This window comes from Noviluteimonas caseinilytica (assembly GCF_018406605.1).
Lineage (GTDB): Bacteria > Pseudomonadota > Gammaproteobacteria > Xanthomonadales > Xanthomonadaceae > Noviluteimonas > Noviluteimonas caseinilytica.
On record NZ_AP024545.1, the window covers coordinates 2,577,956 to 2,602,581 of the forward strand.

General features: G+C 68.2%; 26 protein-coding genes and 2 pseudogenes. 21 read left to right on the forward strand and 7 right to left on the reverse strand.

Annotation, left to right across the window (positions count from 1 at the left end):
• Positions 1 to 71: 71 nt before the first annotated feature.
• Positions 72 to 281: a cold-shock protein gene (locus LYSCAS_RS12490; protein ID WP_213434355.1), complete on the forward strand. Its 210-nt coding sequence runs from the start codon at positions 72 to 74 to the stop codon at positions 279 to 281.
• A gap of 65 nt (positions 282 to 346) precedes the next feature.
• Here the strand turns inward: LYSCAS_RS12490 and LYSCAS_RS12495 are convergent, their stop codons facing one another.
• From LYSCAS_RS12495 to LYSCAS_RS12505, 3 genes are all read right to left on the reverse strand, one after another.
• On the reverse strand, positions 347 to 1,435 hold the full coding sequence (locus LYSCAS_RS12495; RefSeq protein ID WP_213434356.1) for a M35 family metallo-endopeptidase: 1,089 nt from the start codon (positions 1,433 to 1,435) through the stop codon (positions 347 to 349).
• Positions 1,436 to 1,706: 271 nt separating this feature from the next.
• Positions 1,707 to 2,180 carry a glycine zipper 2TM domain-containing protein gene (locus LYSCAS_RS12500; RefSeq protein ID WP_213434357.1) on the reverse strand — a complete coding sequence of 158 codons (474 nt, stop codon included), beginning with the start codon at positions 2,178 to 2,180 and terminating at the stop codon, positions 1,707 to 1,709.
• A 157-nt stretch (positions 2,181 to 2,337) separates the two neighbouring features.
• Complete coding sequence (locus tag LYSCAS_RS12505) at positions 2,338 to 2,754, reverse strand: cytochrome c (protein WP_213434358.1); 417 nt, start codon at positions 2,752 to 2,754, stop codon at positions 2,338 to 2,340.
• 52 nt (positions 2,755 to 2,806) lie between these two features.
• On the opposite strand from LYSCAS_RS12505, the gene LYSCAS_RS12510 reads away from it, so the two are divergent.
• On the forward strand, positions 2,807 to 3,652 hold the full coding sequence (locus LYSCAS_RS12510; RefSeq protein WP_213434359.1) for a tRNA threonylcarbamoyladenosine dehydratase: 846 nt from the start codon (positions 2,807 to 2,809) through the stop codon (positions 3,650 to 3,652).
• Here LYSCAS_RS12510 and LYSCAS_RS12515 read toward each other — a convergent pair.
• Together LYSCAS_RS12515 and LYSCAS_RS12520 are read right to left on the reverse strand one after the other, a co-directional pair.
• The gene (locus tag LYSCAS_RS12515; RefSeq protein WP_213434360.1) at positions 3,582 to 4,361 is read right to left on the reverse strand and encodes a TatD family hydrolase; all 780 of its coding nucleotides are present in this window, start codon (positions 4,359 to 4,361) and stop codon (positions 3,582 to 3,584) included. The two genes, LYSCAS_RS12510 and LYSCAS_RS12515, sit on opposite strands and share 71 nt — an antisense overlap.
• A gap of 4 nt (positions 4,362 to 4,365) precedes the next feature.
• Positions 4,366 to 4,584: a DUF6116 family protein gene (locus tag LYSCAS_RS12520; RefSeq protein WP_213434361.1), complete on the reverse strand. Its 219-nt coding sequence runs from the start codon at positions 4,582 to 4,584 to the stop codon at positions 4,366 to 4,368.
• 194 nt (positions 4,585 to 4,778) lie between these two features.
• Between LYSCAS_RS12520 and LYSCAS_RS12525 the strand changes: the two genes are divergently transcribed.
• From LYSCAS_RS12525 to LYSCAS_RS12550, 6 genes are all read left to right on the forward strand, one after another.
• Positions 4,779 to 5,606, forward strand: a complete 828-nt coding sequence (locus LYSCAS_RS12525; protein ID WP_213434362.1) for a glycine zipper 2TM domain-containing protein — start codon at positions 4,779 to 4,781, stop codon at positions 5,604 to 5,606.
• A 157-nt stretch (positions 5,607 to 5,763) separates the two neighbouring features.
• The gene (locus LYSCAS_RS12530; RefSeq protein ID WP_213434363.1) at positions 5,764 to 6,927 is read left to right on the forward strand and encodes an acyl-CoA dehydrogenase family protein; all 1,164 of its coding nucleotides are present in this window, start codon (positions 5,764 to 5,766) and stop codon (positions 6,925 to 6,927) included.
• A gap of 17 nt (positions 6,928 to 6,944) precedes the next feature.
• The gene (locus LYSCAS_RS12535; RefSeq protein WP_213434364.1) at positions 6,945 to 7,502 is read left to right on the forward strand and encodes a GNAT family N-acetyltransferase; all 558 of its coding nucleotides are present in this window, start codon (positions 6,945 to 6,947) and stop codon (positions 7,500 to 7,502) included.
• Positions 7,499 to 8,155: a glutathione S-transferase family protein gene (locus LYSCAS_RS12540; protein ID WP_213434365.1), complete on the forward strand. Its 657-nt coding sequence runs from the start codon at positions 7,499 to 7,501 to the stop codon at positions 8,153 to 8,155. The genes LYSCAS_RS12535 and LYSCAS_RS12540 overlap by 4 nt, the downstream gene beginning before the upstream one ends.
• Positions 8,152 to 10,272: a DUF3857 domain-containing protein gene (locus LYSCAS_RS12545; protein WP_213434366.1), complete on the forward strand. Its 2,121-nt coding sequence runs from the start codon at positions 8,152 to 8,154 to the stop codon at positions 10,270 to 10,272. Before LYSCAS_RS12540 ends, LYSCAS_RS12545 begins: the two co-directional genes overlap by 4 nt.
• Positions 10,269 to 12,524 (forward strand): thiamine pyrophosphate-dependent enzyme, encoded by a 2,256-nt coding sequence (locus LYSCAS_RS12550; RefSeq protein ID WP_213434367.1) that lies wholly within the window; start codon positions 10,269 to 10,271, stop codon positions 12,522 to 12,524. Before LYSCAS_RS12545 ends, LYSCAS_RS12550 begins: the two co-directional genes overlap by 4 nt.
• 9 nt (positions 12,525 to 12,533) lie before the next feature.
• On the opposite strand, the gene ygfZ is transcribed toward LYSCAS_RS12550, so the two are convergent.
• Positions 12,534 to 13,427, reverse strand: a complete 894-nt coding sequence (gene ygfZ / locus LYSCAS_RS12555) for a CAF17-like 4Fe-4S cluster assembly/insertion protein YgfZ (RefSeq protein WP_213434368.1) — start codon at positions 13,425 to 13,427, stop codon at positions 12,534 to 12,536.
• A 79-nt stretch (positions 13,428 to 13,506) separates the two neighbouring features.
• On the opposite strand from ygfZ, the gene LYSCAS_RS12560 reads away from it, so the two are divergent.
• Genes LYSCAS_RS12560 through LYSCAS_RS12585 form a run of 6 tightly spaced genes read left to right on the forward strand, consistent with a single transcriptional unit; the run spans position 13,507 to position 17,358 of the window.
• On the forward strand, positions 13,507 to 13,668 hold the full coding sequence (locus LYSCAS_RS12560; protein ID WP_213434369.1) for a DUF1674 domain-containing protein: 162 nt from the start codon (positions 13,507 to 13,509) through the stop codon (positions 13,666 to 13,668).
• A gap of 59 nt (positions 13,669 to 13,727) precedes the next feature.
• Positions 13,728 to 14,114, forward strand: a complete 387-nt coding sequence (gene sdhC / locus LYSCAS_RS12565) for a succinate dehydrogenase, cytochrome b556 subunit (protein ID WP_213434370.1) — start codon at positions 13,728 to 13,730, stop codon at positions 14,112 to 14,114.
• Positions 14,114 to 14,500 (forward strand): succinate dehydrogenase, hydrophobic membrane anchor protein, encoded by a 387-nt coding sequence (gene sdhD / locus LYSCAS_RS12570; protein ID WP_213434371.1) that lies wholly within the window; start codon positions 14,114 to 14,116, stop codon positions 14,498 to 14,500. The genes sdhC and sdhD overlap by 1 nt, the downstream gene beginning before the upstream one ends.
• Before the next feature lie 4 nt (positions 14,501 to 14,504).
• On the forward strand, positions 14,505 to 16,310 hold the full coding sequence (gene sdhA, locus LYSCAS_RS12575) for a succinate dehydrogenase flavoprotein subunit (protein WP_213434372.1): 1,806 nt from the start codon (positions 14,505 to 14,507) through the stop codon (positions 16,308 to 16,310).
• Between the two features lie 14 nt (positions 16,311 to 16,324).
• Entirely contained in the window at positions 16,325 to 17,110 is a 786-nt protein-coding gene (locus LYSCAS_RS12580; protein WP_213434373.1) for a succinate dehydrogenase iron-sulfur subunit, read from the forward strand.
• Positions 17,110 to 17,358 (forward strand): FAD assembly factor SdhE, encoded by a 249-nt coding sequence (locus LYSCAS_RS12585; protein ID WP_213434374.1) that lies wholly within the window; start codon positions 17,110 to 17,112, stop codon positions 17,356 to 17,358. Before LYSCAS_RS12580 ends, LYSCAS_RS12585 begins: the two co-directional genes overlap by 1 nt.
• Before the next feature lie 18 nt (positions 17,359 to 17,376).
• Here LYSCAS_RS12585 and LYSCAS_RS12590 read toward each other — a convergent pair whose 3' ends face one another.
• Positions 17,377 to 17,598, reverse strand: a complete 222-nt coding sequence (locus LYSCAS_RS12590) for a hypothetical protein (protein WP_213434375.1) — start codon at positions 17,596 to 17,598, stop codon at positions 17,377 to 17,379.
• Positions 17,599 to 17,926: 328 nt separating this feature from the next.
• Between LYSCAS_RS12590 and rimP the strand changes: the two genes are divergently transcribed.
• The 7 genes and pseudogenes from rimP to rpsO all read left to right on the forward strand — a co-directional run bounded on the left by rimP (position 17,927) and on the right by rpsO (position 24,538).
• Positions 17,927 to 18,484 (forward strand): ribosome maturation factor RimP, encoded by a 558-nt coding sequence (rimP, locus tag LYSCAS_RS12595; protein WP_213434376.1) that lies wholly within the window; start codon positions 17,927 to 17,929, stop codon positions 18,482 to 18,484.
• 48 nt (positions 18,485 to 18,532) lie between these two features.
• Positions 18,533 to 20,020 (forward strand): transcription termination factor NusA, encoded by a 1,488-nt coding sequence (gene nusA, locus LYSCAS_RS12600; RefSeq protein ID WP_213434377.1) that lies wholly within the window; start codon positions 18,533 to 18,535, stop codon positions 20,018 to 20,020.
• 97 nt (positions 20,021 to 20,117) lie between these two features.
• Positions 20,118 to 20,675, forward strand: a pseudogene (locus LYSCAS_RS16180) (translation initiation factor IF-2 associated domain-containing protein); the annotation flags it as partial.
• Positions 20,676 to 20,729: 54 nt separating this feature from the next.
• Positions 20,730 to 22,727, forward strand: a pseudogene (gene infB, locus LYSCAS_RS12605) (translation initiation factor IF-2); the annotation flags it as partial.
• A 20-nt stretch (positions 22,728 to 22,747) separates the two neighbouring features.
• Positions 22,748 to 23,110 (forward strand): 30S ribosome-binding factor RbfA, encoded by a 363-nt coding sequence (gene rbfA / locus LYSCAS_RS12610; RefSeq protein ID WP_213434379.1) that lies wholly within the window; start codon positions 22,748 to 22,750, stop codon positions 23,108 to 23,110.
• A gap of 13 nt (positions 23,111 to 23,123) precedes the next feature.
• Positions 23,124 to 24,131: a tRNA pseudouridine(55) synthase TruB gene (truB, locus tag LYSCAS_RS12615; protein ID WP_213434380.1), complete on the forward strand. Its 1,008-nt coding sequence runs from the start codon at positions 23,124 to 23,126 to the stop codon at positions 24,129 to 24,131.
• 146 nt (positions 24,132 to 24,277) lie between these two features.
• Complete coding sequence (rpsO, locus tag LYSCAS_RS12620; RefSeq protein ID WP_036168046.1) at positions 24,278 to 24,538, forward strand: 30S ribosomal protein S15; 261 nt, start codon at positions 24,278 to 24,280, stop codon at positions 24,536 to 24,538.
• The last annotated feature ends 88 nt before the right edge of the window (positions 24,539 to 24,626 follow it).

A 24,626-nucleotide genomic window follows, 5' to 3' on the forward strand; every position in this document is an offset into this window, starting at 1 on the left:
CCCGGGCGTACGGTGCGGCCGTTTCGCCGGGGTCCCGGCGGAGCAGCCACCGTACCGAGGGAGCGCCACCGATGTCGAACCGCGAAACCGGGACCGTCAAATGGTTCAACGATGCGAAGGGCTTCGGCTTCATCAGCCGCGAGAGCGGCGATGACGTCTTCGTCCACTTCCGCGCCATCCAGACCCAGGGCTTCAAGAGCCTGAAGGAAGGACAGCAGGTCACTTTCATCGTCGTGCAGGGCCAGAAGGGACTGCAGGCGGACCAGGTGCAACCGGTCTGACGCGCCCGCATCGTCGTGCATGAAAAAACCCGGCCCATCGGCCGGGTTTTTTCTTTCCATCGCGATCAGTTCTGGTGCGGGTTGTTTTCCGCGAAGTACTCGTGGCTGTCGGCGTTGTCGAGCGCGGAGTCCGGATCGGAGAGCGCCAGGCTCTTCGCACCCGATTGCCCGTACACGTGGTCGTCGGTGCCGGCGGTGACGTTGAAGTGGCTGGTTTCGTGGATCAGCGTGCCGGCCTTGGAATCGGTACCGGTCAGCGGTGCCGACCAGAACGCGCGGCAGACGAAGATCTCGTACGGCCGGGTCGGATACACGTAGGCGTAGTAGCTCTGGTTGCAGCCGCAGTTGATCTTGATCTGGCCACCGCTCTGGTCGAGCGCGGCGTCGATCGAGGTGAAGTGCGACTTGGCGGTGTTGTAGCGCGTGCTCGTGTACGCGCCGAACCACGTCGTGTAGCGCGGACCGACGGTGCCGGTGTTGAGGTAACCCTTGGCGTTCTCGGAATACACGCGCGCCTGCACGACCGCATCGCCCGCGCCGGTGATCTGCGTGCTGCTGCAGCCTACGAAGCTCACGCCGTTGACGACCGTCGTGCCGCCGCCGCCGGGCTTGCCCTTCGCAGCGTTGGTGTTCTTGCCGAGGCGATCGCCGCCATCGATCCACATCCGCACCGGCACCGACTTGGCGATCATCGGCGCGCCGGACCCTTGGCGCAGCATTTCGCCCGTCGACAACGATGCGTGCTGCAGCGGCGAGTCGAACGCGACGGTGTAGTCGCCGCTGGCGCTCAGGTCGTACGCATCGCCGAGGTCGACGCGCGCGGTGCGCGTTTCGCCGGCGCGCAGGATCGCGAAGTCCGCCGACGACGGCAGCGCGCGCTTCACCAGCGGGCCTTCGTACTGGACGGGCTTGCCGTCGCGCGACACCGAGAACAGCTTGGATTCGGCCAGCGCTGACGGCAGTTCCCACGCGGGAACGCGCACGGTGTGGCGGCTGGTGTTGGTGACGGCGACTTCGAACACACCGTTGCCGAGGCCGACCAGGCTCACCTGCAAGGGATTGGTGCGGGCCGACGGCGGCGCGGCGACGGCGGCGGCGATGGCGCCGGCGAGGATCGCGGTGGCCGCGACGGTATGGCGGACGGACAGAGTCATTGGAACCCCCGAACAGTGGAAAGGGACGCCCGTGGCGGGCAAAGGGAACTGCGGGTGGGGACTGCTGGTTGTGTCTTGCAATGGACCCGCCGGGGGGCGGGTGTCCCCGACCTTAGTCCCCGCCGACCCGCGCCGCACCTTGCGGCGCAGCACGCCCGGCCGCTTGTGCCCGCGCGCGCGTGACGGGAGCGCCAACGCAGAAGGCCGCCCGGGCGGGCGGCCTTCCGGAGGCGTCGAATGGTCGGCGCCGGGTGGTTGTCGGTTGCGCGGATCAGCGCGTCCAGACCTGGCCGTTGTAGACGCGCACGTAGCTGCCTTCGCGGATGCTGCCGATGTCGGCCTGGTTGATCGAGACGTTCTGGCCGTTGTCCATGCGCACGTAGACGACGTAGTTGTTCGCCTTGTTCTGCATGTTCTTCTGGATCGCGTTGCCGGCCACGGCACCGGCGACGGCGCCCGCGACGGTCGCGGTGTTCTGCTTGCCCTTGCTTTCATCGTTGGTGAGCGCGCGGCCCGCGGCGGCGCCGACGACGCCACCCAGCACCGCGCCCGTGGCGCCACTGGTCTGGCCCGTGCCGCCCACCGCATCGATGCGCGTCACGGTGCCGCAGTCGTAGCAGGTGGCGCTGTTCGACGGCGGATAGGTGTTCGGCGCCGGCGAACCGGAGTAGCTGGGCGAGGTGGAAGCGCAGCCGGCGAGGGCGAGCGAAGCGATGGTCGCGGCGCTGATCAGACGAATGTTCATTGCGTGGCTCCTGGAGGGGTCACTGTTGAGGACGACCCGACGCTAGGGGCGCAGCGGTGAACGACGCGTAGATCGCAAGGCTGTGTGTCAGACGCCATTCAGACGCAACGCGCGGTTCAACGCGCGTTGCGGAATGTCACCGTGTCTTCGCGCGCGCTTAGTTGCGGAAGTCCTGGTGGCAGGCCTTGCAGGAGTCGTCGATGTTCTTCACGACGGCGACCAGGCCTTCGCAATTGAGCGGCGGATTGGCGCGCGCGGTGTCGAGCGTCGCGCGGAAGTTGCTCGCGGCCTTGGCGAAGCGCGCGTCGTCCTTCAGGTCGGGGAACGCCGACTCCAGGTCGCTCGCGGTGGTGCGCAGCGCGGACAGGTGCGGGAGGGTGTCGGTGGCGTTGCAGCGATTGGCCTGCACGTCGTCGCGCAGTTGCTTGAAGTGGTAGCCCTGCACGTGCATCAGCGCTTCGGGGAAGGGATCCTGCCGCGCCTGCCAGGCACGCATGCCCATGACGGTGGCCACCACGCCGACCACCAGGCCGATGGCGAAAAGGAAGAAGTACCGCGCACCCGTGCCTGCCATGTCGAATCCCTCCGGTCGAATGGCCCGCACCTTACCAATAGAATGCGTGCGCATGCGACACGACCTCAGGGAACGCTTCGCCGGGATCGACCGGCTCTATGGCCGCGGCACGGTCGAAACCCTCGACCGGCGCCGCGTGGCCATCGTCGGGCTGGGCGGCGTGGGGGCGTGGGCGGCCGAGGCCCTGGCGCGCACCGGGGTGGGGCACCTGACCCTGATCGACGCCGACGACCTGTGCCTGTCCAACACCAACCGCCAGCTGCCGGCCATCGCCGGGCAGTACGGGCGCAACAAGGCCGAGGCGATGGCCGAGCGCTGCCGCGCGATCCATCCGCAGATCGACGTGGATCCGGTGCAGCACTTCCTGACGACGTCCAACCTCGAGTCGCTGCTGGACCGCAACTTCGATCTGGTGCTGGATGCCTGCGACAGCTTCCGCACGAAAGTGGTCTCGATCGCGTGGTGCCGCCGCCGCAAGCTGCCGATGGTGACGGTGGGCTCCGCGGGCGGGCGCACCGATCCGACGCAAGTGCGCGTGCGCGACCTGTCGCGCACCGAACACGATGCGATGCTGTCGCTGATCCGCAAGAAGCTGCGCAGCGAATTCAATTTCCCGCGCAGCCCCGACCGCTATTTCGGCGTGTCGGCGATCTATTCGCTGGAGAACGTGCGCTATCCACAGGCCGACGGCAGCGTGTGTGGCGTGCGGCCGGCGATGGATAAAGATGCCGCGCTGAAACTCGATTGCGGTGCGGGGCTCGGTGCGGCGACGCATGTCACCGGCGCGTTCGCGTTCGCGGCGGTGGGGCGCGCGATCGAGTTGTTGCTCAAGCCGCGGAAGGATGCGCCGGAAGCGAAAACAGACGCTCCGCATTCCGCGTCGTCGCCTGCGCAATGACGTCGGGGGCTTCGCCCCGCAATTCCGCGATCACCTTAAGCACGCGCAGGATGCGCGCGGGTTCGTTGCGCTGGCCGCGATGGTCGGCGTCGGGCTGGTCGGGCGCGTCGGTTTCGAGCAGCAGCGTGTCGAGCGGGACGTTCGCGGCGACGCGGCGCACCTTGTTCGCGCGTTCGTAGGTCACCGGGCCGCCGATACCGACCAGGAAACCCAGGTCCGCCAACTGGCGCGCCTGTTCCACGCTGCCGGGATAGCTGTGGATGACGCCGCGCAGCTTGCCGACCTTCTTGATGGCGACCATCACCGCATCGAGTGCGCGCCGTGCGTGCACGACGACGGGCAGGTCGAAGTCGCGCGCCAGGTGCAGTTGCGCTTCGAAATACTTCGACTGCGTATCGGGATCCAGGCCTTCGACGTAGTAATCCAGCCCGCATTCGCCGACGGCGACGGGGCGTTCGCGTTCGATCCAGTCGCGCAGTTCGCGCAGGTGCGCGTCGCGATGGCGTTCGATCAGCAGCGGATGCAGGCCGTAGGCGGGGAACAGGCCCGCGTCGCGTGCGCACGCCTCGCGCAGGGCAGGCCACGTCGCGGCTTCGATCGCGGGCACGATCTGCCGCGTGACGCCCGCGGCGCGCGCGCGTGCGATGACCGCATCGCGGTCGGCGTCGAACTCGGGGACGTCGAGGTGGCAGTGCGTGTCGACCAGCATCGGATCAGCGGCGATCGTCCTTGTCGATGACGTCGGGACCCTTGCGCTTCTTCAGGTTGGCCAGCAGCAAGGTGCCCAGGCCGAGGAGGATTTCATCGGCGAAGGGAATGATGTCCGGCACCAGCGTGTCGACGATGAACAACCCGGCGGCCAGCAGGAACAGGCGCGGATAGCTCAACTTCGACACGTAGCGCATCACGGGCGCGAGGAGCGGGTTGGCCATCGGGCTTGTTTCCCATGCGACGAATGGACGAACGCTAGCACGCACCTCGTGTATTCGTGGCCCCATTCACGGTTTGGTAAATATTGCGTAAAGAAAAGAGGGTTTCGTTCAGCCGCACAGTGGTGGAATCGCGCCGCACCCAGCAATGCACCGCCGGGAATGGACTGAAACCCCAGGAGCCCAGGAGGCCCCAGATGAAGAACAACACCCTCGCCATTGCCCTGGCCGCGCTGCTCGTGGGTGGCGTCGCCACTGCGGCCTTCATGAACAATCGTTCGTCGCAGCCGGCCAACGCCGACATCGCAACGCCGCCGGCGTCGCTGGCGACCGATGCCTCCATCGCCGGCGCCGACATGGCCGCCAACGATTCCGCGATCCCGGCCTCGGGCCGCGTCGAATACGCGGACGTCGTCAACGTCAAGCCGATCACCAAGAAGGAAGCGCTGTATGCGCAGGTCATCGGCACCGAACCGGTCCGCGAAACCAGCACCACCTCCTCGCCGCGTGAAGTCTGCAACGACGTCGTCGTGCAGGAACGCGCGCCGGAACGCGACGGCAACGTCGGCGGCACCGTGGTCGGTGCGGTCGTCGGTGGCCTGCTCGGCAACCAGGTCGGCAGCGGCAACGGCAAGAAGGCCGCCACCGTCGCCGGTGCGGTCGCCGGTGGCTTCGCCGGTCGCGAGATCGACAAGCGCCACGTCGGTGGCCAGGTCGTGGACAAGACCGAGCGCCAGTGCCACACCGAAACCTCGACCTCGCAGTCCTCGCGCACCGTCGCCTACAACGTGACCTACCGCAATCCGGACGGCACCACGGGCACGATGCGCACGGGCGACAAGCCGGGCAGCCGCATCAACCTCGGCAGCGAGAGCAAGACGGTCGGCTATGACGTCACCTACCGCTACGACGGCGCCGAACACACCATCCGCATGGACGACAAGCCGGGCGACCGCCTGCCGGTCATCGATGGCCAGGTCGTCACCCAGGTGGCCGCGGCCGCCGGTTCCAACGACAACGGTTGATCCACGCGCGAGCGCAATCGCGTGCTTTTCCCCGAGGGGCCGGTCCAACCGGCCCCTTTTTTTTGCCCGCCTCGCGCAAGTAACCGGTTACGCGGGGTGCCGCCGCCGGGACGCCCCTCGTACAATGCGCGGCTTCCGCCGCTCCGAGCTGTCCCCCATGGCCCTGCACCCCTACGACCTGTTCGACGTCCGTTCGCTGCTGACCGAAGAGGAGCAGGCCGTCCAGGACACCGTGGCGCGCTTCACGGACGAACGCGTGCTGCCGATCATCGGCGATGCCTTCGACCAGGGCCGCTTCCCGAAGGAACTGGTCGGCGAGATCGCCGAACTGGGCCTGCTGGGCTCCTCGCTCCCGGAGAAGTACGGCTGCGCCGGCCTCAACGCCGTCAGCTACGGCCTGATCTGCCAGGAACTGGAACGCGGCGACAGCGGCATCCGCAGCTTCGTCAGCGTGCAGTCCTCGCTGTGCATGTACCCGATCTTCGCCTACGGCACCGAAGAACAGCGCATGCGCTGGCTGCCGGACATGGCGAAGGGGAAGGTCATCGGCTGCTTCGGCCTGACCGAGCCGCAGGGCGGGTCGGATCCGGCCAACATGAAGACCAACGCGCGCCGCGACGGCGACGACTGGATCCTCAACGGTTCGAAGATGTGGATCACCAACGGCAACCTCGCCGACATCGCGATCGTGTGGGCGCAGACCGACGACGGCATCCAGGGCTTCGTCGTCGAGAAGGGCATGGCCGGGTTCGCCGCGCAGGAGATCAAGCACAAGATGTCGCTGCGCGCGTCGGTGACCAGCGCGCTGTTCTTCGACAACGTGCGCGTGCCCGAAGCCAACCGCCTGCCCAACGTGAAGGGCCTCAAGGGCCCGCTGGGTTGCCTGACGCAGGCGCGCTACGGCATCACGTGGGGCCCGATCGGCGCCGCCATCGCGTGCCTGGACGAAGTGCTGCACTACACGAAGGAACGCATCCTGTTCGGCCGCCCCGTCGCGGCCACGCAGAGCGCGCAGATCAAGATGGCCGAGATGGCGCGCCGCATCACGCTGGCGCAGATGCTCGTGCTGCAGCTGGGTCGCCTGAAGGACGCCGGCAAGATGCAGCCCTCGCAGGTGTCGCTGGCGAAGTGGAACAACTGCCGCATGGCCATCGACATCGCGCGCGAATGCCGCGACCTGCTCGGCGGCGCCGGCATCACCACCGAGCACGGCGCCATCCGCCACGCGCTCAACCTGGAATCGGTGATCACCTACGAAGGCACGGAAACCGTGCACCAGCTGGTGATCGGCCGCGAGCTCACGGGCATCAGCGCGTTCTGACCAACGACGGGGCGCCGATGTCCGCAGTCAACAGGCTCGATACACGGCTCGAAACCCCGCGGCTGCTGCTGCGCGTGCAGCGTGCCGAAGACTTCGACTATTTCGCCGAACTGCAATCGGACGAGGAAGCCTGCCGCTACATCGGTGGCACCTCGCCGCGCGCCGCGGCATGGCGCAAGTTCCTGCAGATGCCCGGTGCCTGGGTGCTGCAGGGCTTCGGCATGTTCGCGGTGATCGAGAAGTCCAGCGGCGAGTGGATCGGCAACATCGGCCCGTGGCAGCCCGAAGGCTGGCCCGGCACCGAAGTGGGCTGGGCGCTGCGCCGCAAGGCCTGGGGCAAGGGCTATGCGCTCGAAGCCGCCACCGCCGCGATCGACTGGGCCTTCGACGAGTTGGGCTGGACCGACGTGATCCATTCGATCGACTACGAGAACTTCGGCTCGCAGGAACTCGCACGCCGCCTGGGATCGCGCAACCGCGGCCCCGGCAAGTTGCCTGCACCGTTCGAAGACGTCCCGATCGAAATCTGGGGCCAGACGCGGGACGAGTGGAACGCACGGCGCGCGCAGCGATGAACACGCAGGCGCCCGTCACCGTCCACGGCTTCTCGCCTTCGGGCAACTGCCACAAGGTGCGCCTGCTGCTCGAACACCTGGGCCGCCCGTTTCGCTGGATCGAAACGCGCAGCGACCAGGGCGCCACGCACACGCCTGACTTCCTCGCGCTCAATCCGAACGGCAAGGTGCCCGTGCTGGTGCGCGACGATGGCGCCGTGCTCACCGAATCCAACGCGATGCTGTGCTGGCTCGCCGACGGCACGCAGTACCTGCCGGCCGATGCGTGGGCGCGCGCGCAGGCGCTGTCGTGGATGTTCTTCGAGCAGTACAGCCACGAACCTTTCGTCGCCGTCGCGCGCTTCATCGCCGGCTGGACGCCGCTGGATTCGCCGCGCCGCGCCGACCTGCCGCGCCTGCGCGAGCGTTCGCACGGCGCGCTCGCGGTGATGGAACGCCATCTTTCCACGCACGCGTGGTTCACCGGCGAGCGCTACGGCGTCGCCGACATCGCGCTGTTCGCCTACACCGATGTCGCACCGCATGGCGGCGTGTCGCTCGAACCGTACCCCGCAATCCGCGCCTGGCTGGGGCGCGTGCGCGCAACGCCGGGGTTCGTGGAGATGGTCGGCCTGGACGCCGAAGCCGCCGAGCGCGTGGCGCGCACCGCATGAACCTCCGCGCGTCGCTCGCGATCCTCCTGCTGGCTTGCCTGCTGATCGCGAGCCCGAGCTTCGCCGCGACTCCGCACACGCTCACCCCCACGCCCGCCTGGGTCCATCTCGCGCCGATGCCCGCGGCGGCCGATGCCGCGCCGACGAGCGATGGCACGCGCTACCTGCTGCTCGACGACCAGGTGGACACCACGCAGGCGCAACCGGTCTGGTATCGCCGCTTCGCCACGCGCATGGACGGCCCGCGTGCGCTCGCCGAAGGCGGGCAGGTGTCGATCGCGTTCCAGCCCGATTACCAGCGCGTCGAGTTGCACACGCTCGACGTGTGGCGCGACGGCCAGCGCATCGATCACCGCCGCGATGCGCAGCTGCAAGTGCTGCGGCGCGAAGAAGACCTGGACTCGGGCATCTTCGACGGCGAGAACACGCTGAGCATCACGGTGCCGGACGTGCGCGTGGGCGACATCGTCGATGTCAGCTTCAGCACCGTGGGCGCCAATCCGGTGTTCGGGCGTGCGTACTTCGACAGCTATCGCGCGCGCTTCAGCACGGCGCTGGGCTATCGCCGCGTGCGTGCGCGCTTCGATGCCGATGCGCCGCTGTTTGCGCGTGCGCCGACCACCGATTACACGCGCAAGGAAGGCGAGGAGGGCGGGCATCGCTACGTCGAATTCGTCGCGCATCGCCTGCACCGCGTTGCGGCCGAAGACGACATGCCGTCGAGCTTCGACCCGTGGGGCCGCATCGACCTGTCGACCGCGCGCACGTGGTCCGACATCGTCGCCTGGGCCTTGCCGATGTACCGGCCGCACTTCAGCGACCGCGCGCTCGCGCAGAAGCTGGTGCACGACCTGCGCCTGGACGACAAGGACCCGCGCGCCGCGATGATGCGTGCGATCGCCTTCGTCGAAGGCCAGATCCGCTACACCGCGCTGGACATGGGCAAGAATTCGCACGAGCCCAACGCGCCCGAAACCGTCATCGCGCGCCGCTTCGGCGACTGCAAGGACAAGTCGCTGCTGTTGTCGGCGCTGCTGGCCGAAGCGGGCATCCGCGCCGAGCCCGTGCTCGTCGACACCGAGGCCCGCAGGTCGCTCGCCGGCCGGCAACCGAGCGCGACTGTGTTCGACCACGTGGTCGTGCGCGCGCACCTCGGCGACCAGGTCGTGTGGATCGATCCCACGCGCGATCCCGAAGCCGACGCACTGGCCGATCGCACGCCGCTGCCGTTCGAACTCGGCCTGCCGATCTGCGAAGGCTGCGACAAGCTCGTCGCGATCCCGCAACCCCTGCCGCGCCGTCCCGAGGTCGACGTCGGCCAGCGCATCGCATTGCATGAAGACGACAAGGGCTATCGCGCCGATTTCGTCGTGGTCAGCGATTACCGCAACGAGAAGGCCGACGACGTCCGCGACGATTTCGCCGACGGCGCCGAAGACCCGGCCACGCGCTACCTCACCTACATGCGCCGCTACTACGCCGGCCTGCGCAGCGCGGGCACGCCGTCGTTGCGCGAGCGCGACGCCAGCGTGGGCGCCGTGCGCACCACCGAACGCTATTCGCTGCACTGGCCCGCCTCGCAGGGCGCGGACTTCGACATCGTGCTGTTCCAGCTGATCGACTGGTTGCCGGACCTCGACCTGGACGTGCGCACGATGCCGCTTGCGCTCGAAGGCCCGCGCAGCGGGCGGCAGGTCGTACGCACGCACCTGGGCAGCGGCTGGGACATCCCGGCGAGCGACGACACCGTCGCGAACGCGTACTTCACCTTCCACCGCACGGTGCGCGTGGTGGGCGACACGCTGGAGATCGTCGGCGAATGGAAGCGCCTGGCGGCCGAAGTCCCGCCCGCCGACTACGCGCGCGTGCGCGACGACGTGGATCGCATCCAGGCCTTGATGCGCTATTCCGTCGAGATCGGCGCGGAGGCCGCCGACGCCGCCGACGCGCCGGGCAACCCCTGGAACAACGCCGCGCCCTGGCGCTGGATCGCGCTGGCGTTGCTCCTCACCACTTTCCTGCTCGCCGTCGTCGTGCGACGGCAGGGCACGCAATTGCGCCGCCATGCCTCCGCGTGGCGTTCCCCCCGCACCCCTTCGCCCGAGAGTCGCCCATGACCGTCATCCCCGCCCGCATGAAGGGCCTCAACCGCGCCGAGATCTGCGACGTCAACTTCCAGGAATTCGTGCGCGACTGGAACGGCCACGCCGACGCCGCACCCGCGCCGCACGAAGCGATCCTCGACGGCAGCGCGCTCGATGCGCAGGGCTTCCGTGCGTTGTTCGAATCGCAGCTGATCTCGCGGCACCTCGACCTGATGGCGCGCGTGCTGCGCGTGCAGAACAAGGTCTTCTACACGATCGGGTCCAGCGGCCACGAAGGCAACGCGATGGTCGCGCGCCTGACGCGCCACACCGATCCGGCGTTCCTGCATTACCGCTCGGGCGGCTTCATGGCCGAGCGCTTCCGCAAGTTGCCGGGCATGGATCCGATCATGGATTCGGCGTTGTCGTTCGCCGCGAGCGCGGAAGATCCCGCGTCCGGCGGCCGCCACAAGGTGTGGGGCAGCAAGCCGTTGTGGGTGTTGCCGCAGACCTCGACCATCGCCTCGCATTTGCCGAAGGCGTTCGGCACCGCGATCGCGATCGAGCAGGGCCCGCGCATCGGCCATGCATTGCCGATCCCCGACGACAGCATCGTCGTGTGCTCCTTCGGCGATGCGTCGAGCAACCACGCCACCGCGCAGACCGCGTTCAACGCCGCCGCGTGGACCGCGTACCAGAAGCTGCCAGCGCCGGTGCTGTTCGTGTGCGAGGACAACGGCATCGGCATCTCGGTGAAGACGCCGACGGGCTGGGTGGGGCAGAACTTCAAGGACCGCAAGGACCTGGATTACTTCTACGCCGACGGCCTGGACCTCGCGAACGGCTACGGCGACGTGCAGGCCGCGGTGGAGCATTGCCGCCGCACGCGCCGCCCGACGTTCCTGCACCTGCGCACCACGCGGATCATGGGCCACGCCGGCACCGACTTCGAAATCGAATGGCGTTCGATCGAAGAGTTGTGCGCGGTGGAGGCGAGCGATCCGCTGCTGCGTTCGGCGGCGATCGCGCTCGAGTCGGGCCTGATGTCGAAGGACCAGATCCTCGCGCTGTACGAAGACACGCGGAAGAAGTGTTTCGCCGCGGCCGAAGACGCCGACAGCCGCCCGCGCCTGACGAAGCTCGAAGATGTCATGGCGCCGCTCGCGCCGTATTCGCCGGACGCCGTGCGCGCCGAAGCGACGCGCGTGCCCGACGCCGCGCGCCGCGAACAGGTGTTCGGCGGCGAGGCGAAGCTGCCGGAGAAGCAACTGCCGCGCCACCTCGCGATCCAGATCAACAACGCGCTGCACGATCTGTTCGTGAAGTATCCCGAAGCGCTGCTGTTCGGCGAGGACGTCGCGCAGAAGGGTGGCGTGTACACGGTGACCAAGGGCCTGCACAAGGCGTTCTCGAACCGCCGCGTGTTCAACACGCTGCTCGACGAAACGGTGATCCTGGGCCTGGCGCAGGGCTACGCGAACATGGGGATGCTGCCGTTCCCCGAGATCCAGTACCTGGCGTATTTCCACAACGCCTGCGACCAGATCCGCGGCGAGGCGGCGAGCCTGCAGTTCTTCAGCAACGGCCAGTACCGCAACCCGATGGTGATGCGCATCGCCTCGCTCGGTTACCAGCGCGGCTTCGGCGGGCATTTCCACAACGACAACTCGATCACCGCGTTGCGCGACATTCCCGGCCTGGTCGTCGGTTGCCCGTCGCGCGGCGACGATGCCGCGATGATGTTCCGCACGCTCGCGGCGTTGGCGAAGGTCGACGGCCGCGTGTGCGCGGTACTCGAACCGATCGCGCTGTACATGACGAAGGACCTGTACGAAGCGGGCGACGGCGGCTGGCTCACCGAGTACCCCGCGCCCGACCAGGCGATGACGCTCGGCGAAGGCCGCGTCTACGGCGAAGGCGACGACCTGGTGATCTTCACCTTCGGCAACGGCGTGCCGATGAGCCTGCGCGCCGCGCGCGAGATCCAGCGCAAGCACGGCTGGAAGACGCGCGTGGTGGACCTGCGCTGGCTGGTGCCGCTCAACGATGCGTTCATCCGCGACCAGGCGAAGAACGCGAAGCGCATCCTCATCGTCGACGAAGGCCGCAAGAGCGCGGGCGTGAGCGAAGGCGTGATCACCGCGATCGTGGAAGGCGGTTACGCCGCGCGCCCGTTCCAGCGCGTGGTGGGCGCCGATACGTTCACGCCGTTGGCGGGGGCTGCGTTCCTGGTGATTCCGTCGGACGAGGACATCGTCGCCGCCGCGGATCGCATCGCCGGTTGATCGCGGTCGTTACCGCGCGAGCCCCGCCAACAAGGCGCGTTCGCGCAGTGCGATCCCGCTTGCGCTGATCGCCGCATCGGGCCGTTCGACCGGCAACACGGCGAGGACGACATGGCCTTCGCCGTTGCGCGCCGTGCTCACGACCTGACCGAGCGCGCCGGCGCCGACTTCGACCGAAACCCCGACGTCCGGCGCCTGCGCGGCTTCGAACAACGCCAGCCCACGCTTGGCCTGCCCGAGGAAATGGGTGCGCGCGACGATCTCCTGGCCCGGATAGCAGCCCTTCTTCACGCTGAAGGCCCCGATCCGGTCGAGCGACAGCTGCTGCGGCGTCCACTGTTCGGCCTGCGAGGCCGGCAGGCGCGGGAAGCCCAGGCGCAGGTCGCCCGCGGCCCAGCGCGTTTCCGAATCCGGGTCGACGCCGGCCTGCACGGAGGCGATCCGCAACGTGCGCGGCACGCCGAAGCCGCTGAAATCGAACTCGACGGCAGAAGCTTCGTCGCCCGCGAACTGGGCGCCGACCGCCACCGCGGGCGCCTCGAACGCACCGCTCGCATGCAGGTCGTCACGCAGCGCCACGCTGAGCTGGCGACGCAGCACATAGCGCTGCAGCGCGGCCGCAAGGGCTTCTGCGTCGGCATCCGGCACGATCAGCCACAAGGTGTCCGCTGCCATCCGCGCCAGCGCGAACAGGGCGATCACGCGCCCCTTGGGTGTCAGCCACCCGTTCCACTGCCAGCGTCCGGGGGCCACGCCCTCGACGTCGTTCATGCACTGTGCCTGCGCGAACGCCACCGCGTCGCGCCCGGACAAGGCGATCACGCGATGGCCCGGCAAGGCGAAGCGGGGGGCGGGCGCAAGGGCGTCCGAAAGCTCTGAAATGGACTGCGGGTTGTTCGGCATCCGTGGCGGGACTTAAACTTCGCGGGCTGTGACGACGCAAATCATAGGTCAATCCGAACCACGTACCGACGCGCAAGGCGTGCCCGATGGGGCACAGTCGACGGCGCCGGAGGGCAAGCCCGTCGATGGCGACGTGCCCGCGCCCGTGGAAATCGGGGGCCGCAAGGGGCCGGACGGTCGACAGATCGATCCCACGCGCTTCGGCGATTGGGAAAAGAACGGCCGCTGCATCGATTTCTGACGCTCGCCCCGCAAGACACCTCGAAAGCACACCGCGCCACTGACGAAGGACCAGCCACGATGGCGACCCGCGAACGTCCCCTGTCCCCGCACCTGCAGGTGTATCGCTGGCAGATCACGATGACGATGTCGATCCTCCACCGCGTCAGCGGTGTCGGACTGACGATCGGCGCCTTCGGCCTCGCCTGGTGGTTGCTGGCGATGGCGCAGGGTGGCGAAACCGCCGGCCGCGCGATGCACATCGTCGGCTCGCCCGTCGGCCTGTTCCTGCTGTTCGGCTTCTCGCTCGCGCTGGTCTACCACCTGCTCAACGGCATCCGGCACCTGATGTGGGATGCCGGCCGCGGCTACGACATCCCCGAGGTCTACAAGTCGGGGTACACGGTGGCGGCGCTCACGGTGGTGTTCACCGCGCTGATCTGGGTGCTTGCCCTGGGGGTGGTGTGATGCGGAACGACCTGCGCACGCCGCTCGGCCGCGCCCGCGGCCTGGGCTCCGGCAAGACCGGCACCGAACACTTCTGGATCCAGCGCGTCACCGCAGTCGCGCTCGCGCTGCTGGTGCCGTGGCTGATCGGCATGCTCGTCTCGATGGCCGGCAGCGACGCGCAGACCGCGCGCGAAACGCTTGCGCGGCCGTGGAACGCGATCCTGCTGTCGGCGTTCTCGATCGCGATGTTCTGGCACGCCAAGCTCGGCATCCAGGTCGTCATCGAGGACTACGTGCACACGCGCGCCTCCGAAGTGGCGCTGCACCTGCTCAACACCTTCCTGTGCACGCTCGGCGCGATCGCGTCGGTGTACGCGATCGCCCGCATCGCGCTGACGGCCTGACGACATGACCTCTCCGAACGTTCCTTCCGCCTACAAGATCACCGAACACAAGTACGACATGATCGTCGTCGGCGCCGGCGGCGCCGGGTTGCGCGCCACCTTCGGCCTCGCGCAGAAGGGCCTGCAGACCGCGTGCATCACCAAGGTGTTCCCGACGCGCTCGCACACCGTGGCGGCGCAGGGCGGCATCTCCGCCGCGCTCGGCAACATGGGCGAGGACGACTGGCGCTTCCACTTCTACGACACCATCAAGGGGTCGGACTGGCTGGGCGACCAGGATGCGATCGAATACATGTGCCGCGAGGCCATCCCCGCGATCATCGAGCTCGAGCACCAGGGCGTGCCGTTCTCGCGCACCGAAGACGGCAAGATCTACCAGCGTCCCTTCGGCGGCATGACCACGCACTACGGCAAGGGCATCGCGCAGCGCACGTGCGCCGCGGCCGACCGCACCGGCCACGCGATCCTGCACACGCTGTACCAACAGTCGCTCGCGCACGACGCGCGCTTCTTCATCGAGTACTTCGCGCTCGACCTGATCATGGACGAGGAGGGGGCCTGCCGCGGCGTGCTCGCGCTGGACCTGGCCGAAGGCACGTTGCACCTGTTCCGCGCGCAGGGCGTGGTGCTGGCCACTGGCGGCTACGGCCGCGCGTATTTCTCGGCCACGTCCGCGCACACCTGCACGGGCGACGGCGGCGGCATGGCGCTGCGCGCGGGCCTGGGCATGCAGGACATGGAGTTCGTGCAGTTCCATCCCACCGGCATCTACGGCGCCGGTTGCCTGATCACCGAAGGCGTGCGCGGCGAAGGCGGCATCCTGCGCAACGCCAACGGCGAGCGCTTCATGGAACGCTACGCGCCGAACGCGAAGGACCTCGCCTCGCGCGACGTCGTCTCGCGTTCGATGACCATCGAAATCCGCGAAGGCCGCGGCGTCGGTGCGCACAAGGACCACATCAACCTGGACCTCACGCACCTGGACCCGAAGGACATCCACGAAAAGCTCCCCGGCATCGCCGAGAGCGCGCGCATCTTCGCGGGCGTGGACGTGGAGAAGGAACCGATCCCGGTCATCCCCACCGTCCACTACAACATGGGCGGCATCCCGACCAACTACCACGGCGAAGTCGTGCAGCTGCGCAACGGCGATCCCGACGCGGTGGTGCCGGGCCTGTACGCGATCGGCGAAGCCGCGTGCGTGTCGGTGCATGGCGCCAATCGCCTGGGTTCGAACTCGCTGCTCGACCTGGTCGTGTTCGGCCGCGCGGTCGCCAACCGCTGCGCCGAGACGATCAAGCCGGGCGGCCCGCACAAGCCGCTGGCCTCGGACGCCTGCGACAAGTCGCTGGCCAACCTGGATCGCGTGCGCAACGCGCGCGGCTCGCTGCCCACCGCCGAGATCCGCAACAACATGCAGCGCGCCATGCAGGCCGACGCCGCGGTGTTCCGCACCGGTGAAACACTGGCCGAGGGCGTGAAGAAGATCCGCGAGATCCACGCCTCGTTCGCCGACGTGCGCGTGACCGACCGCTCGCTGGTCTGGAACTCCGACCTGGTCGAAAGCCTGGAACTGCAGAACCTGCTTGGCCAGGCGCTCACCACGATCGTGTCCGCCGAGAACCGCACCGAATCCCGCGGCGCGCATGCGCGCGAGGATTTCCCGGATCGCGACGACACGCAGTGGCAGAAGCACAGCGTCTGCTGGGTACACGAAGACGGGACCACCGAGATCGACTATCGCCCGGTGCACATGTACACGCTCAGCGGCGACGTCGACGTCGTTCCGCCGAAGCCGCGCGTCTACTGATCGGGAGATCACCCATGGCCGAATTCGCACTCCCGAAGAACTCCAAGATCCAGCCGGGCAAGCATTTCCCGGCGCCCGCCGGCGCGACGAAGGTGCGCACCTTCAAGGTGTACCGCTGGAACCCCGACGACGGCTTGAACCCGCGCGTGGATACGTACGACGTGGACCTGGCGACGTGCGGCCCGATGGTTCTCGACGCGCTGATCAAGATCAAGAACGAGATCGATCCCACGCTCACGTTCCGCCGTTCGTGCCGCGAAGGCATCTGCGGCTCGTGCGCGATGAACATCGACGGCACCAACACGCTGGCGTGCACGCGCGCGATCAGGGACTGCACCAAGCCCGAAGTGCCGATCTATCCGCTGCCGCACATGTCGGTGGTGAAGGATCTCGTGCCGGACATGACGCACTTCTACGCGCAGTACGCGTCGATCCGCCCGTGGCTGCGCACGCAGACCCCGGCGCCGCCGGACCGCGAACGCCTGCAGTCGAAGGAAGACCGCGCGCTGCTCGATGGCCTGTACGAATGCATCCTGTGCGCGTGCTGCTCCACGAGCTGCCCGAGCTACTGGTGGAACGGCGACCGGTACCTGGGTCCCGCGATCCTGTTGCAGGCCTACCGCTGGATCGTCGACTCGCGCGACGAAGACACCGGCGCGCGCCTGGACGAACTGGAAGACCCGTTCAAGCTCTATCGCTGCCACACGATCATGAACTGCGCGCGGACCTGCCCGAAGGGCCTCAACCCGGCGCGGGCGATCGGCGAGATCAAGCAGTTGATGCTGGCCAGACGAGGCTGATGGACGACGAGACCGAGATCCGCAAGCTGCGCTGGCGCTGTCGGCGCGGCATGCGCGAGCTCGATCAGTTGCTGGAGCGCTGGCTCGACACGCGATGGCGCACGTCGTCGCCGCAGGAACGCGACACGTTCCTGCAATTGCTCGATACGGAAGACGATCGGCTGTGGCGCTGGGTCCTGGGCCACGAGGTCCCGGAGGACGCCGCGCTGCGGCGCCTGGTCGAACGGATCACGTCGACGGCGCCCTGAGGCGCCGAATTCGCGGGATTACTTCGCGCCGGCCTGGTCCGAGGACGGACCCTGCGGCTGCACCGAGGCCTGGGCCTGGGCGGCTTCGGCGTCCGCGGCGGTCTTCGCCTCGCGCACGGCCTTCGCCTTGGCGACTTCCTGGAACACCAGCGTCGGGACGCGTTGCTGCGCCATCAGGGAGGTGCCGACGCAGCAGGACGCCAGCAGCATGACGGCGACGAGAGTCTGGACGCGGGGCATTGGGAACTCCGGGGAACGCTGGGGGATGGCGCGCACCGTAGAGCAGCGCTCGTCCACGCCAGGTGAGCGCAATCCTCCAATTGGGTGACACGCGTTTGCCGATGGCCAAGTGTTCAGGCTTGCCCCTCGGGGTTGCCGTGAACGGGGCAGGGGACTACACTGCGCGCCGCACCAGCTCCCCGGGCTGGCGATCAAGGGCTCCTCGGAGCCTTTTTTCATTCGGGGACGCGGGCTTGGAGGCGCTGCAGCACGGGCGCCCCGCCGACATCCAGTTGTATCGGACAAGGGGCCCGCCGGGCCCCTTTTTGTTTTTCCGACCCGGACCCACATGACCGACAAAGCGAGCGAAATCTCAGCCTTGCTGGCCCCGACCGTCACGTCGCTGGGCCTGGAACTGCTCGGCGCCGACTATCTCCCGTCGCCCGGCGGTGCCGTGTTGCGCCTCTACATCGACGTGCCGGAAGCCGAGGCCGCCGAGCGCAACGTCGGCATCGAGGATTGCGAAGCCGTCAGCCGCGAGGTGTCCGCGCAGCTCGACGTCGAGGATCCGATCAGCGGCAACTACACGCTCGAAGTGTCCTCGCCCGGCATCGACCGCCCGCTGTTCGCCCCCGCGCAGTACCAGCGGTTCGCGGGGCAGGTGGCGAAGGTGACGCTGAAGCTCCCGCAGGACGGCCGCCGCCGGCTGCAGGGCCGCATCGACGCCGTCGCCGGCGACACGATCACCTTCGATGTCGATGGGCAGCCGTTCGCGGTGTCCTTCGAGAACATCGAGAAGGCCAAGCTGGTGCCCGACTGGGCCGCGCTTGGCTTCGCACCCGCAAAAGACGCCAGTGGCCGCGATGCGCGCCCGGGCAAGAAAAAAGCCGCGAAGAAGAAGTCGTAAGACCCGCGCTTCGCAACGCAACCCGCATTTCGTAGAGAGACTTTCACGATGTCCAAAGAACTCCTGCTTGTCGTCGACGCGGTCGCCAATGAAAAGGGCGTGCCCGAGTCCGTGATCTTCGAGGCCATCGAGGCCGCGCTGGCGTCCGCCGCCAAGAAGCGCTACCCCGACCAGGACGTGCTCGTGCGCGTGCAGATCGACCCGAAGGACGGCAACTACGAGACCTACCGCCGCTGGGAAGTGGTGGCCGACGACGTGGTCATGGAATCGCCCGACCGCCAGCTGCGCCTGATGGATGCGCTGGACGAAAGCGAAGGCGCCGAAGTGGGCGACTACATCGAAGAACAGATCGAAAACCCGGACTTCGGCCGCATCGCCGCACAGGCCGCCAAGCAGGTGATCGTGCAGCGCGTGCGCGAAGCCGAGCGCGCGCAGGTCGTGGACCAGTGGAAGGACCGCGTCGGCGAACTCGTCACCGGCATCGTCAAGCGCGCCGAGCGCGGCAACATCTTCGTGGACCTGGGCGGCAACGCCGAGGCCTTCATTCCGAAGGACAAGGGCATCCCGCGCGACGTGCTGCGCGCCGGCGACCGCGTCCGCGGTTACCTCTACGACGTGCGCACCGAACCGCGCGGCCCGCAGCTGTTCATCAGCCGCGCCGCGCCGGAATTCATGATCGAGCTGTTCAAGCTCGAAGTGCCGGAAGTCGGCCAGGGCCTGGTGGAAATCAAGGCCTGCGCGCGTGATCCGGGCGACCGCGCCAAGATCGCCGTGCTCGCGCACGACCACCGCACCGATCCGATCGGCGCGTGCATCGGCATGCGCGGTTCGCGCGTGCAGGCCGTGTCCAACGAGCTCAACGGCGAGCGCGTCGACATCATCCTGTGGAGCGACAACAGCGCGCAGTTCGTGATCAACGCGATGGCGCCGGCCGAAGTGCAGTCGATCATCGTCGACGAAGAAAAGCATTCGATGGACCTGGCGGTCGCCGAAGACCGCCTCGCCCAGGCGATCGGCAAGGGCGGCCAGAACGTGCGCCTCGCCAGCCGCCTGTCGGGCTGGCAGCTCAACGTCATGACCGCCGACCAGGTGCAGGCCAAGAGCGAAGCCGAGCAGACCGCCGCGCGCGGCCTGTTCATGGAAAAGCTGGAAGTCGACGAAGAGATCGCCGGCATCCTGGTGTCGGAAGGCTTCACCACGGTCGAAGAGATCGCGTACGTGCCGGTCGGCGAGCTGCTGGCGGTGGAGGGCTTCGACGAGGACATCGTCGAGGAACTGCGCGCCCGCGCCCGCGACGCGCTGCTCAACGAAGCGCTGGCGGTGGAAGAGGAACTCGACGAGCACCAGCCCGCCGAAGACCTGCTCTCGCTCGCGGGCATGGACGAGGCCACGGCCTACGTGCTGGCCTCGCGCGGCATCCGCACGCGCGACGACCTGGCCGACATGGCGGTGGACGAGATCACCGACATCGAAGACATGGATGCCGAGCGTGCCGCGGCCCTGATCATGGAAGCGCGCAAGCACTGGTTCGAGTAACACGCGAGCGACTCGCGGGGGCCGACGCGGCCCGCGCTAGAATCGCCCCCCTCAGCCCGGGGCCAACGCAGGACCCGGGCCACGAAACGGATAACGAATGTCGCAGCAAACCACCATCCGCAAGCTCGCCGAACTGGTGAATACGCCGGTCGAAAAACTGCTGGAGCAACTGTCCGAGGCGGGCATGAGCTTCAACGGTCCGGACCAGGTCGTCACCAGCACCGAGAAAGTGAAGCTGCTGGGCTTCCTGCGACGCACGCACGGCAAGGCCGACGCACCGGCCGCCGACGCGGCCGCGCCCTCGAAGATCACGCTCAACCGCCGCAAGGTGCAGGAAGTGACGGTCGCCCAGGGCCGCACCAAGAGCACCGTCGCCGTCGAAGTGCGCCAGAAGCGCACCTACATGAAGCCCGACGAAGCGGCCGTCATCGACAGCTCGCCGGCCGCCCAGGCCGCGGCCATCGAGGGCCTGGATCCCGAGCGCGCGGAAATCCTGCGCAAGCTCGAGGAATCGCGCCAGCGCAACCTTACCGAACAGCAGCGCCTCGCCGAGACCGACGCCAAGCGCAAGGCCGAGATCGCCGAGCGCAAGCGCCTGGAAGACGAAGCCGCCGAGAAGGAACGCCAGGCCGCCGTCGTCGCCGCCGCCGAAGCCGCCGTGGCCGAAGAGACCACCAAGCCCAAGCCCGGCCACCACGGTCATCCGAAGCCGGCCGCCCCGCGCGTCGACGACAAGGCCGCCGCGCACAAGGGCAAGCCCAACCGCGGCTCGCACGCGATGGTCACGTCCATCGAGGACGACGACAACGCCGCGCGCTTCGCCGGCCAGCTGCACCTCAGCGCCTCCGAGCGCGCCCGCCGCGGCGCCGCGCGCGGCCGCCCCACCAAGCGTCGTTCGCAGGACCAGTCGCGCACCGGCACGGGCTTCAACCGCCCGACCGCGCCGATCGTCCGCGAGATCGTCATCGGCGACACCATCACCGTCGCCGACCTCGCGCAGAAGCTCGCGCTGAAGGGCGGCGAGGTGGTCAAGATGCTCTTCAAGATGGGCGTCATGGCCACGATCACGCAGTCGATCGACCACGACACCGCGGTGCTCGTCACCGAAGAACTCGGCCACACGGCGGTGCACGCCGATGCCGGCGACGTGGAAGGCGTGCTGCTCGCGCACACCGAGGACCAGCAGGGCGAGAAGCTCCCGCGTCCGCCGGTCGTCACGATCATGGGCCACGTCGACCACGGCAAGACGTCGCTGCTCGACTACATCCGCCGCACCAAGGTCGCCTCGGGCGAAGCCGGCGGCATCACCCAGCACATCGGCGCGTACCACGTCGAAACGAGCAAGGGCGTCATCAGCTTCCTCGACACGCCGGGCCACGCAGCGTTCACGCAGATGCGTGCGCGCGGCGCCAAGCTCACCGACATCGTCGTGCTGGTGGTCGCGGCCGACGACGGCGTGATGCCGCAGACGATCGAAGCGGTGCAGCACGCGAAGGCCGCGGGCGTGCCGCTCATCGTCGCCGTCAACAAGATCGACAAGTCCGACGCAGATCCGCTGCGCGTCAAGAACGACCTGCTCGCGCAGGGCGTGGTCGCCGAGGAATTCGGTGGCGACACGCAGATGGTGGAACTGTCCGCCAAGACCGGCCAGGGCGTGGACAACCTGCTCGACGCGATCACGCTGCAGGCCGAAGTGCTCGAGCTGCGCGCCGTGTTCGACGGCCGCGCCAGCGGCGTGGTCATCGAGTCGGCGCTCGACAAGGGCCGCGGCCCGGTCGCCACCGTGCTCGTGCAGCAGGGCACGCTCCGCAAGGGCGATTACCTGGTGTGCGGCGTGCAGTACGGCCGCGTGCGCGCGCTGTTCGACGAAACGGGCAAGCAGGTGCCGGAAGCGACGCCGTCGATTCCCGTGCAGGTGCTCGGCTTGTCCGGCGTGCCGGATGCGGGCGACGACTTCACGGTGGTCGAAGACGAACGCCTGGCGAAGGACGTCGCGCAGCAGCGCGATGCCAAGCGCCGCGAATCGCGCCTCGTCAGCCAGGCGGGCAACCGCATGGAAGACATCATGGCGCAGATGGGCGAGGGCGCTGCCCAGCAGACGCTCAACCTGCTGGTGAAGGCCGACGTGCAGGGTTCGGTGCAGGCGCTGCGCGAAGCGCTCACCGGCCTGTCCAACCCGCAGATCCGCATCAACGTGATCGGCGGCGGCGTGGGCGGCATCACCGAGTCCGACGCCACGCTGGCGGCGACGTCGAAGGCCACGGTCATCGGCTTCAACGTCCGTGCCGACGCATCGGCGCGCAAGGTCATCGAGTCCAACGGCGTCGACCTGCGGTACTTCTCGATCATCTACGACGTCATCGACCAGGTGAAGCAGATCGCCTCCGGCGTGCTCGGCAAGGAGATCCGCGAAGAGATCATCGGCATCGCCGAGGTGCGCGACGTGTTCCGCAGCTCCAAGTTCGGCGCGGTCGCCGGCTGCATGGTCATCGAAGGCGTGGTCAAGCGCAGCAAGCCGATCCGCGTGCTGCGCGACAACACCGTCGTCTACGAGGGCGAGCTGGAATCGCTGCGTCGCTACAAGGAGAACGTCGACGAGGTGCGCAACGGCACCGAGTGCGGCATCGGCGTCAAGGCGTACAACGACGTCAAGCCGGGCGACCAGATCGAATGCTTCGAGCGCATCGAGGTGCAGCGCACGCTGTAAGGCGCGCGCTCCACACTCCCATGGCGCAGAAGTCCTTCCATCGCACCGACCGCGTGTCGGCCCAGCTCCGCCGCGAGCTGGGCACGCTCGTGCACGCCGCCGTGCGCGAGCATGGCCTGGGGTCCACCAGCGTCTCCGACGTTGAAGTCACGCGCGACATGGCGCATGCCAAGGTGTTCGTGACCGTGCTGCAGGCCGAGAAGGCGGCGGAAACGGTCAAGGCGCTCAAGGCGCTCGCGCCGGAAATCCGCTACCAGCTCGCGCGCGCGGTGAAGATGCGCCACGTGCCCGAACTGCATTTCCATTACGACGATTCCGTCGACAAGGGCGAGCGCATCGACCACCTGTTGCGGGACGCAGGTCCCGGAACGCCGGACGCCTGACCACGGATCGCCTTTGGACCCGAGCCCCGAGCCCCGAGTCCCGAGCCCCGGCAAGCGCACGCGCTTCCGCAAGCTCGACGGCATCCTGCTCCTCGACAAACCCCGCGGCCTGAGTTCCAACCAGGCGTTGCAGCGCGTGCGCCATCTGTTCCGCGCGGAGAAGGGCGGCCACACCGGCAGCCTCGATCCGCTCGCCACCGGCCTGCTGCCGGTGTGCTTCGGCGAAGCGACGAAGATCGCCGGCGGCCTGCTCGGCGCGCGCAAGGGGTACGAAACCGTCGCGCGCCTGGGCATCGTCACCGACACCGATGACGCCGAAGGCGCGCCGCTGCGCGAACGGCCGGTGCCCGCCCTCACGATTCCCGTCATCGACGCCGCGTTGGCGACGCTCACTGGCGCGCAGATGCAGCGGCCGCCGATCTATTCCGCGCTCAAGCGCGGCGGCGAACCCATGTATGCCCGCGCGCGCCGCGGCGAAGTGCTCGAAGTCGAGCCACGGCCGGTCGACGTCCACGCCTTCGAACTGATCTCCGCCGCCGACCTGCTGCACGGCGACGAACCGCTGCTGCGCCTGCACGTGGAATGCGGCTCGGGCACCTACGTGCGCAGCCTCGTGCGGGACCTGGGCGAACTGCTGGGGTGCGGCGCGCACGTGGCCGAGCTGCGCCGCCTGTGGGTCGATCCCTTCCGCGATCCGCGCATGTGGACGCTGGAAGCCCTGCAGGAACTCGCCGACCGCGGCGAACGCATGCTCGACGCCTGCCTGCTCCCGATCGAAACCGGCATGACCGCGTGGCCGCACCTGCGCGTCTCGGCCGCGCAGGCCATGCGCCTGGCGCGCGGCCAGTCGGTGGCCGGCGCCTCGTCCACGCCCGGCCGCGTCGCGCTGTACGACGACGCGGGCCGCGCGCTCGGCCTGGGCCAGGTGGATGAAACCGGCTGCCTGCGCCCGCAACGCCTGTTCACGTGGGCGGCCGCACTGGGCCAGCCCGCTCCGACCGTCGCTAAACCCTTGTCCTGAAAGGCAGCGGGCGCTTACAATCCCGCGGCTTTTCCAGCACCACCCATCTGCAGATCCCTGCATTCCCGCACGCGGCGGGCCATGCGGTGCGTCCCGGGCCGGACCCCGGACGTTCCTGCGAGGCCGCGCATCACACGAGGTTTTCCATGTCCATCGATTCCGCGAAAGTCATTTCCGAACACAAGCGCGGCGACAACGACACCGGTTCGCCGGAAGTCCAGGTCGCCCTGCTCACCGCCCGCATCGAACAGCTGACGGGCCACTTCAAGACGCACAAGCAGGACCACCACAGCCGCCGAGGCTTGCTGATGATGGTCAACCGCCGCCGCAGCCTGCTCGACTACCTCAAGCGCAAGGACATCGAGCGCTACAAGAGCCTGATCGAGAAGCTGGGCCTGCGTCGCTAAAGCACTACCCGACCGCGGCGCAGGAATGCGCCGCGGTCTTCGTTTCGGCAGTACGTTTTTCTTCAAAGCCCCCCAGGTCGCGCAGCGA

Excerpts from the sequence above, each read along its gene's own strand:
- sdhD (WP_213434371.1), top strand. The coding sequence starts at position 14,114 with ATGCGGAACGACCTGCGCACGCCGCTCGGCCGCGCCCGCGGCCTGGGC.
- LYSCAS_RS12500 (WP_213434357.1), bottom strand. The coding sequence starts at position 2,180 with ATGAACATTCGTCTGATCAGCGCCGCGACCATCGCTTCGCTCGCCCTC.
- LYSCAS_RS12580 (WP_213434373.1), top strand. The coding sequence starts at position 16,325 with ATGGCCGAATTCGCACTCCCGAAGAACTCCAAGATCCAGCCGGGCAAG.
- ygfZ (WP_213434368.1), bottom strand. The coding sequence starts at position 13,427 with ATGCCGAACAACCCGCAGTCCATTTCAGAGCTTTCGGACGCCCTTGCG.
- LYSCAS_RS12540 (WP_213434365.1), top strand. The coding sequence starts at position 7,499 with ATGAACACGCAGGCGCCCGTCACCGTCCACGGCTTCTCGCCTTCGGGC.
- LYSCAS_RS12525 (WP_213434362.1), top strand. The coding sequence starts at position 4,779 with ATGAAGAACAACACCCTCGCCATTGCCCTGGCCGCGCTGCTCGTGGGT.
- LYSCAS_RS12545 (WP_213434366.1), top strand. The coding sequence starts at position 8,152 with ATGAACCTCCGCGCGTCGCTCGCGATCCTCCTGCTGGCTTGCCTGCTG.
- LYSCAS_RS12490 (WP_213434355.1), top strand. The coding sequence starts at position 72 with ATGTCGAACCGCGAAACCGGGACCGTCAAATGGTTCAACGATGCGAAG.
- LYSCAS_RS12510 (WP_213434359.1), top strand. The coding sequence starts at position 2,807 with ATGCGACACGACCTCAGGGAACGCTTCGCCGGGATCGACCGGCTCTAT.
- rpsO (WP_036168046.1), top strand. The coding sequence starts at position 24,278 with ATGTCCATCGATTCCGCGAAAGTCATTTCCGAACACAAGCGCGGCGAC.
- LYSCAS_RS12585 (WP_213434374.1), top strand. The coding sequence starts at position 17,110 with ATGGACGACGAGACCGAGATCCGCAAGCTGCGCTGGCGCTGTCGGCGC.
- LYSCAS_RS12515 (WP_213434360.1), bottom strand. The coding sequence starts at position 4,361 with ATGCTGGTCGACACGCACTGCCACCTCGACGTCCCCGAGTTCGACGCC.
- nusA (WP_213434377.1), top strand. The coding sequence starts at position 18,533 with ATGTCCAAAGAACTCCTGCTTGTCGTCGACGCGGTCGCCAATGAAAAG.
- sdhC (WP_213434370.1), top strand. The coding sequence starts at position 13,728 with ATGGCGACCCGCGAACGTCCCCTGTCCCCGCACCTGCAGGTGTATCGC.
- LYSCAS_RS12590 (WP_213434375.1), bottom strand. The coding sequence starts at position 17,598 with ATGCCCCGCGTCCAGACTCTCGTCGCCGTCATGCTGCTGGCGTCCTGC.
- LYSCAS_RS12530 (WP_213434363.1), top strand. The coding sequence starts at position 5,764 with ATGGCCCTGCACCCCTACGACCTGTTCGACGTCCGTTCGCTGCTGACC.
- LYSCAS_RS12520 (WP_213434361.1), bottom strand. The coding sequence starts at position 4,584 with ATGGCCAACCCGCTCCTCGCGCCCGTGATGCGCTACGTGTCGAAGTTG.
- LYSCAS_RS12495 (WP_213434356.1), bottom strand. The coding sequence starts at position 1,435 with ATGACTCTGTCCGTCCGCCATACCGTCGCGGCCACCGCGATCCTCGCC.
- LYSCAS_RS12535 (WP_213434364.1), top strand. The coding sequence starts at position 6,945 with ATGTCCGCAGTCAACAGGCTCGATACACGGCTCGAAACCCCGCGGCTG.
- LYSCAS_RS12505 (WP_213434358.1), bottom strand. The coding sequence starts at position 2,754 with ATGGCAGGCACGGGTGCGCGGTACTTCTTCCTTTTCGCCATCGGCCTG.
- sdhA (WP_213434372.1), top strand. The coding sequence starts at position 14,505 with ATGACCTCTCCGAACGTTCCTTCCGCCTACAAGATCACCGAACACAAG.
- rimP (WP_213434376.1), top strand. The coding sequence starts at position 17,927 with ATGACCGACAAAGCGAGCGAAATCTCAGCCTTGCTGGCCCCGACCGTC.
- LYSCAS_RS12550 (WP_213434367.1), top strand. The coding sequence starts at position 10,269 with ATGACCGTCATCCCCGCCCGCATGAAGGGCCTCAACCGCGCCGAGATC.
- rbfA (WP_213434379.1), top strand. The coding sequence starts at position 22,748 with ATGGCGCAGAAGTCCTTCCATCGCACCGACCGCGTGTCGGCCCAGCTC.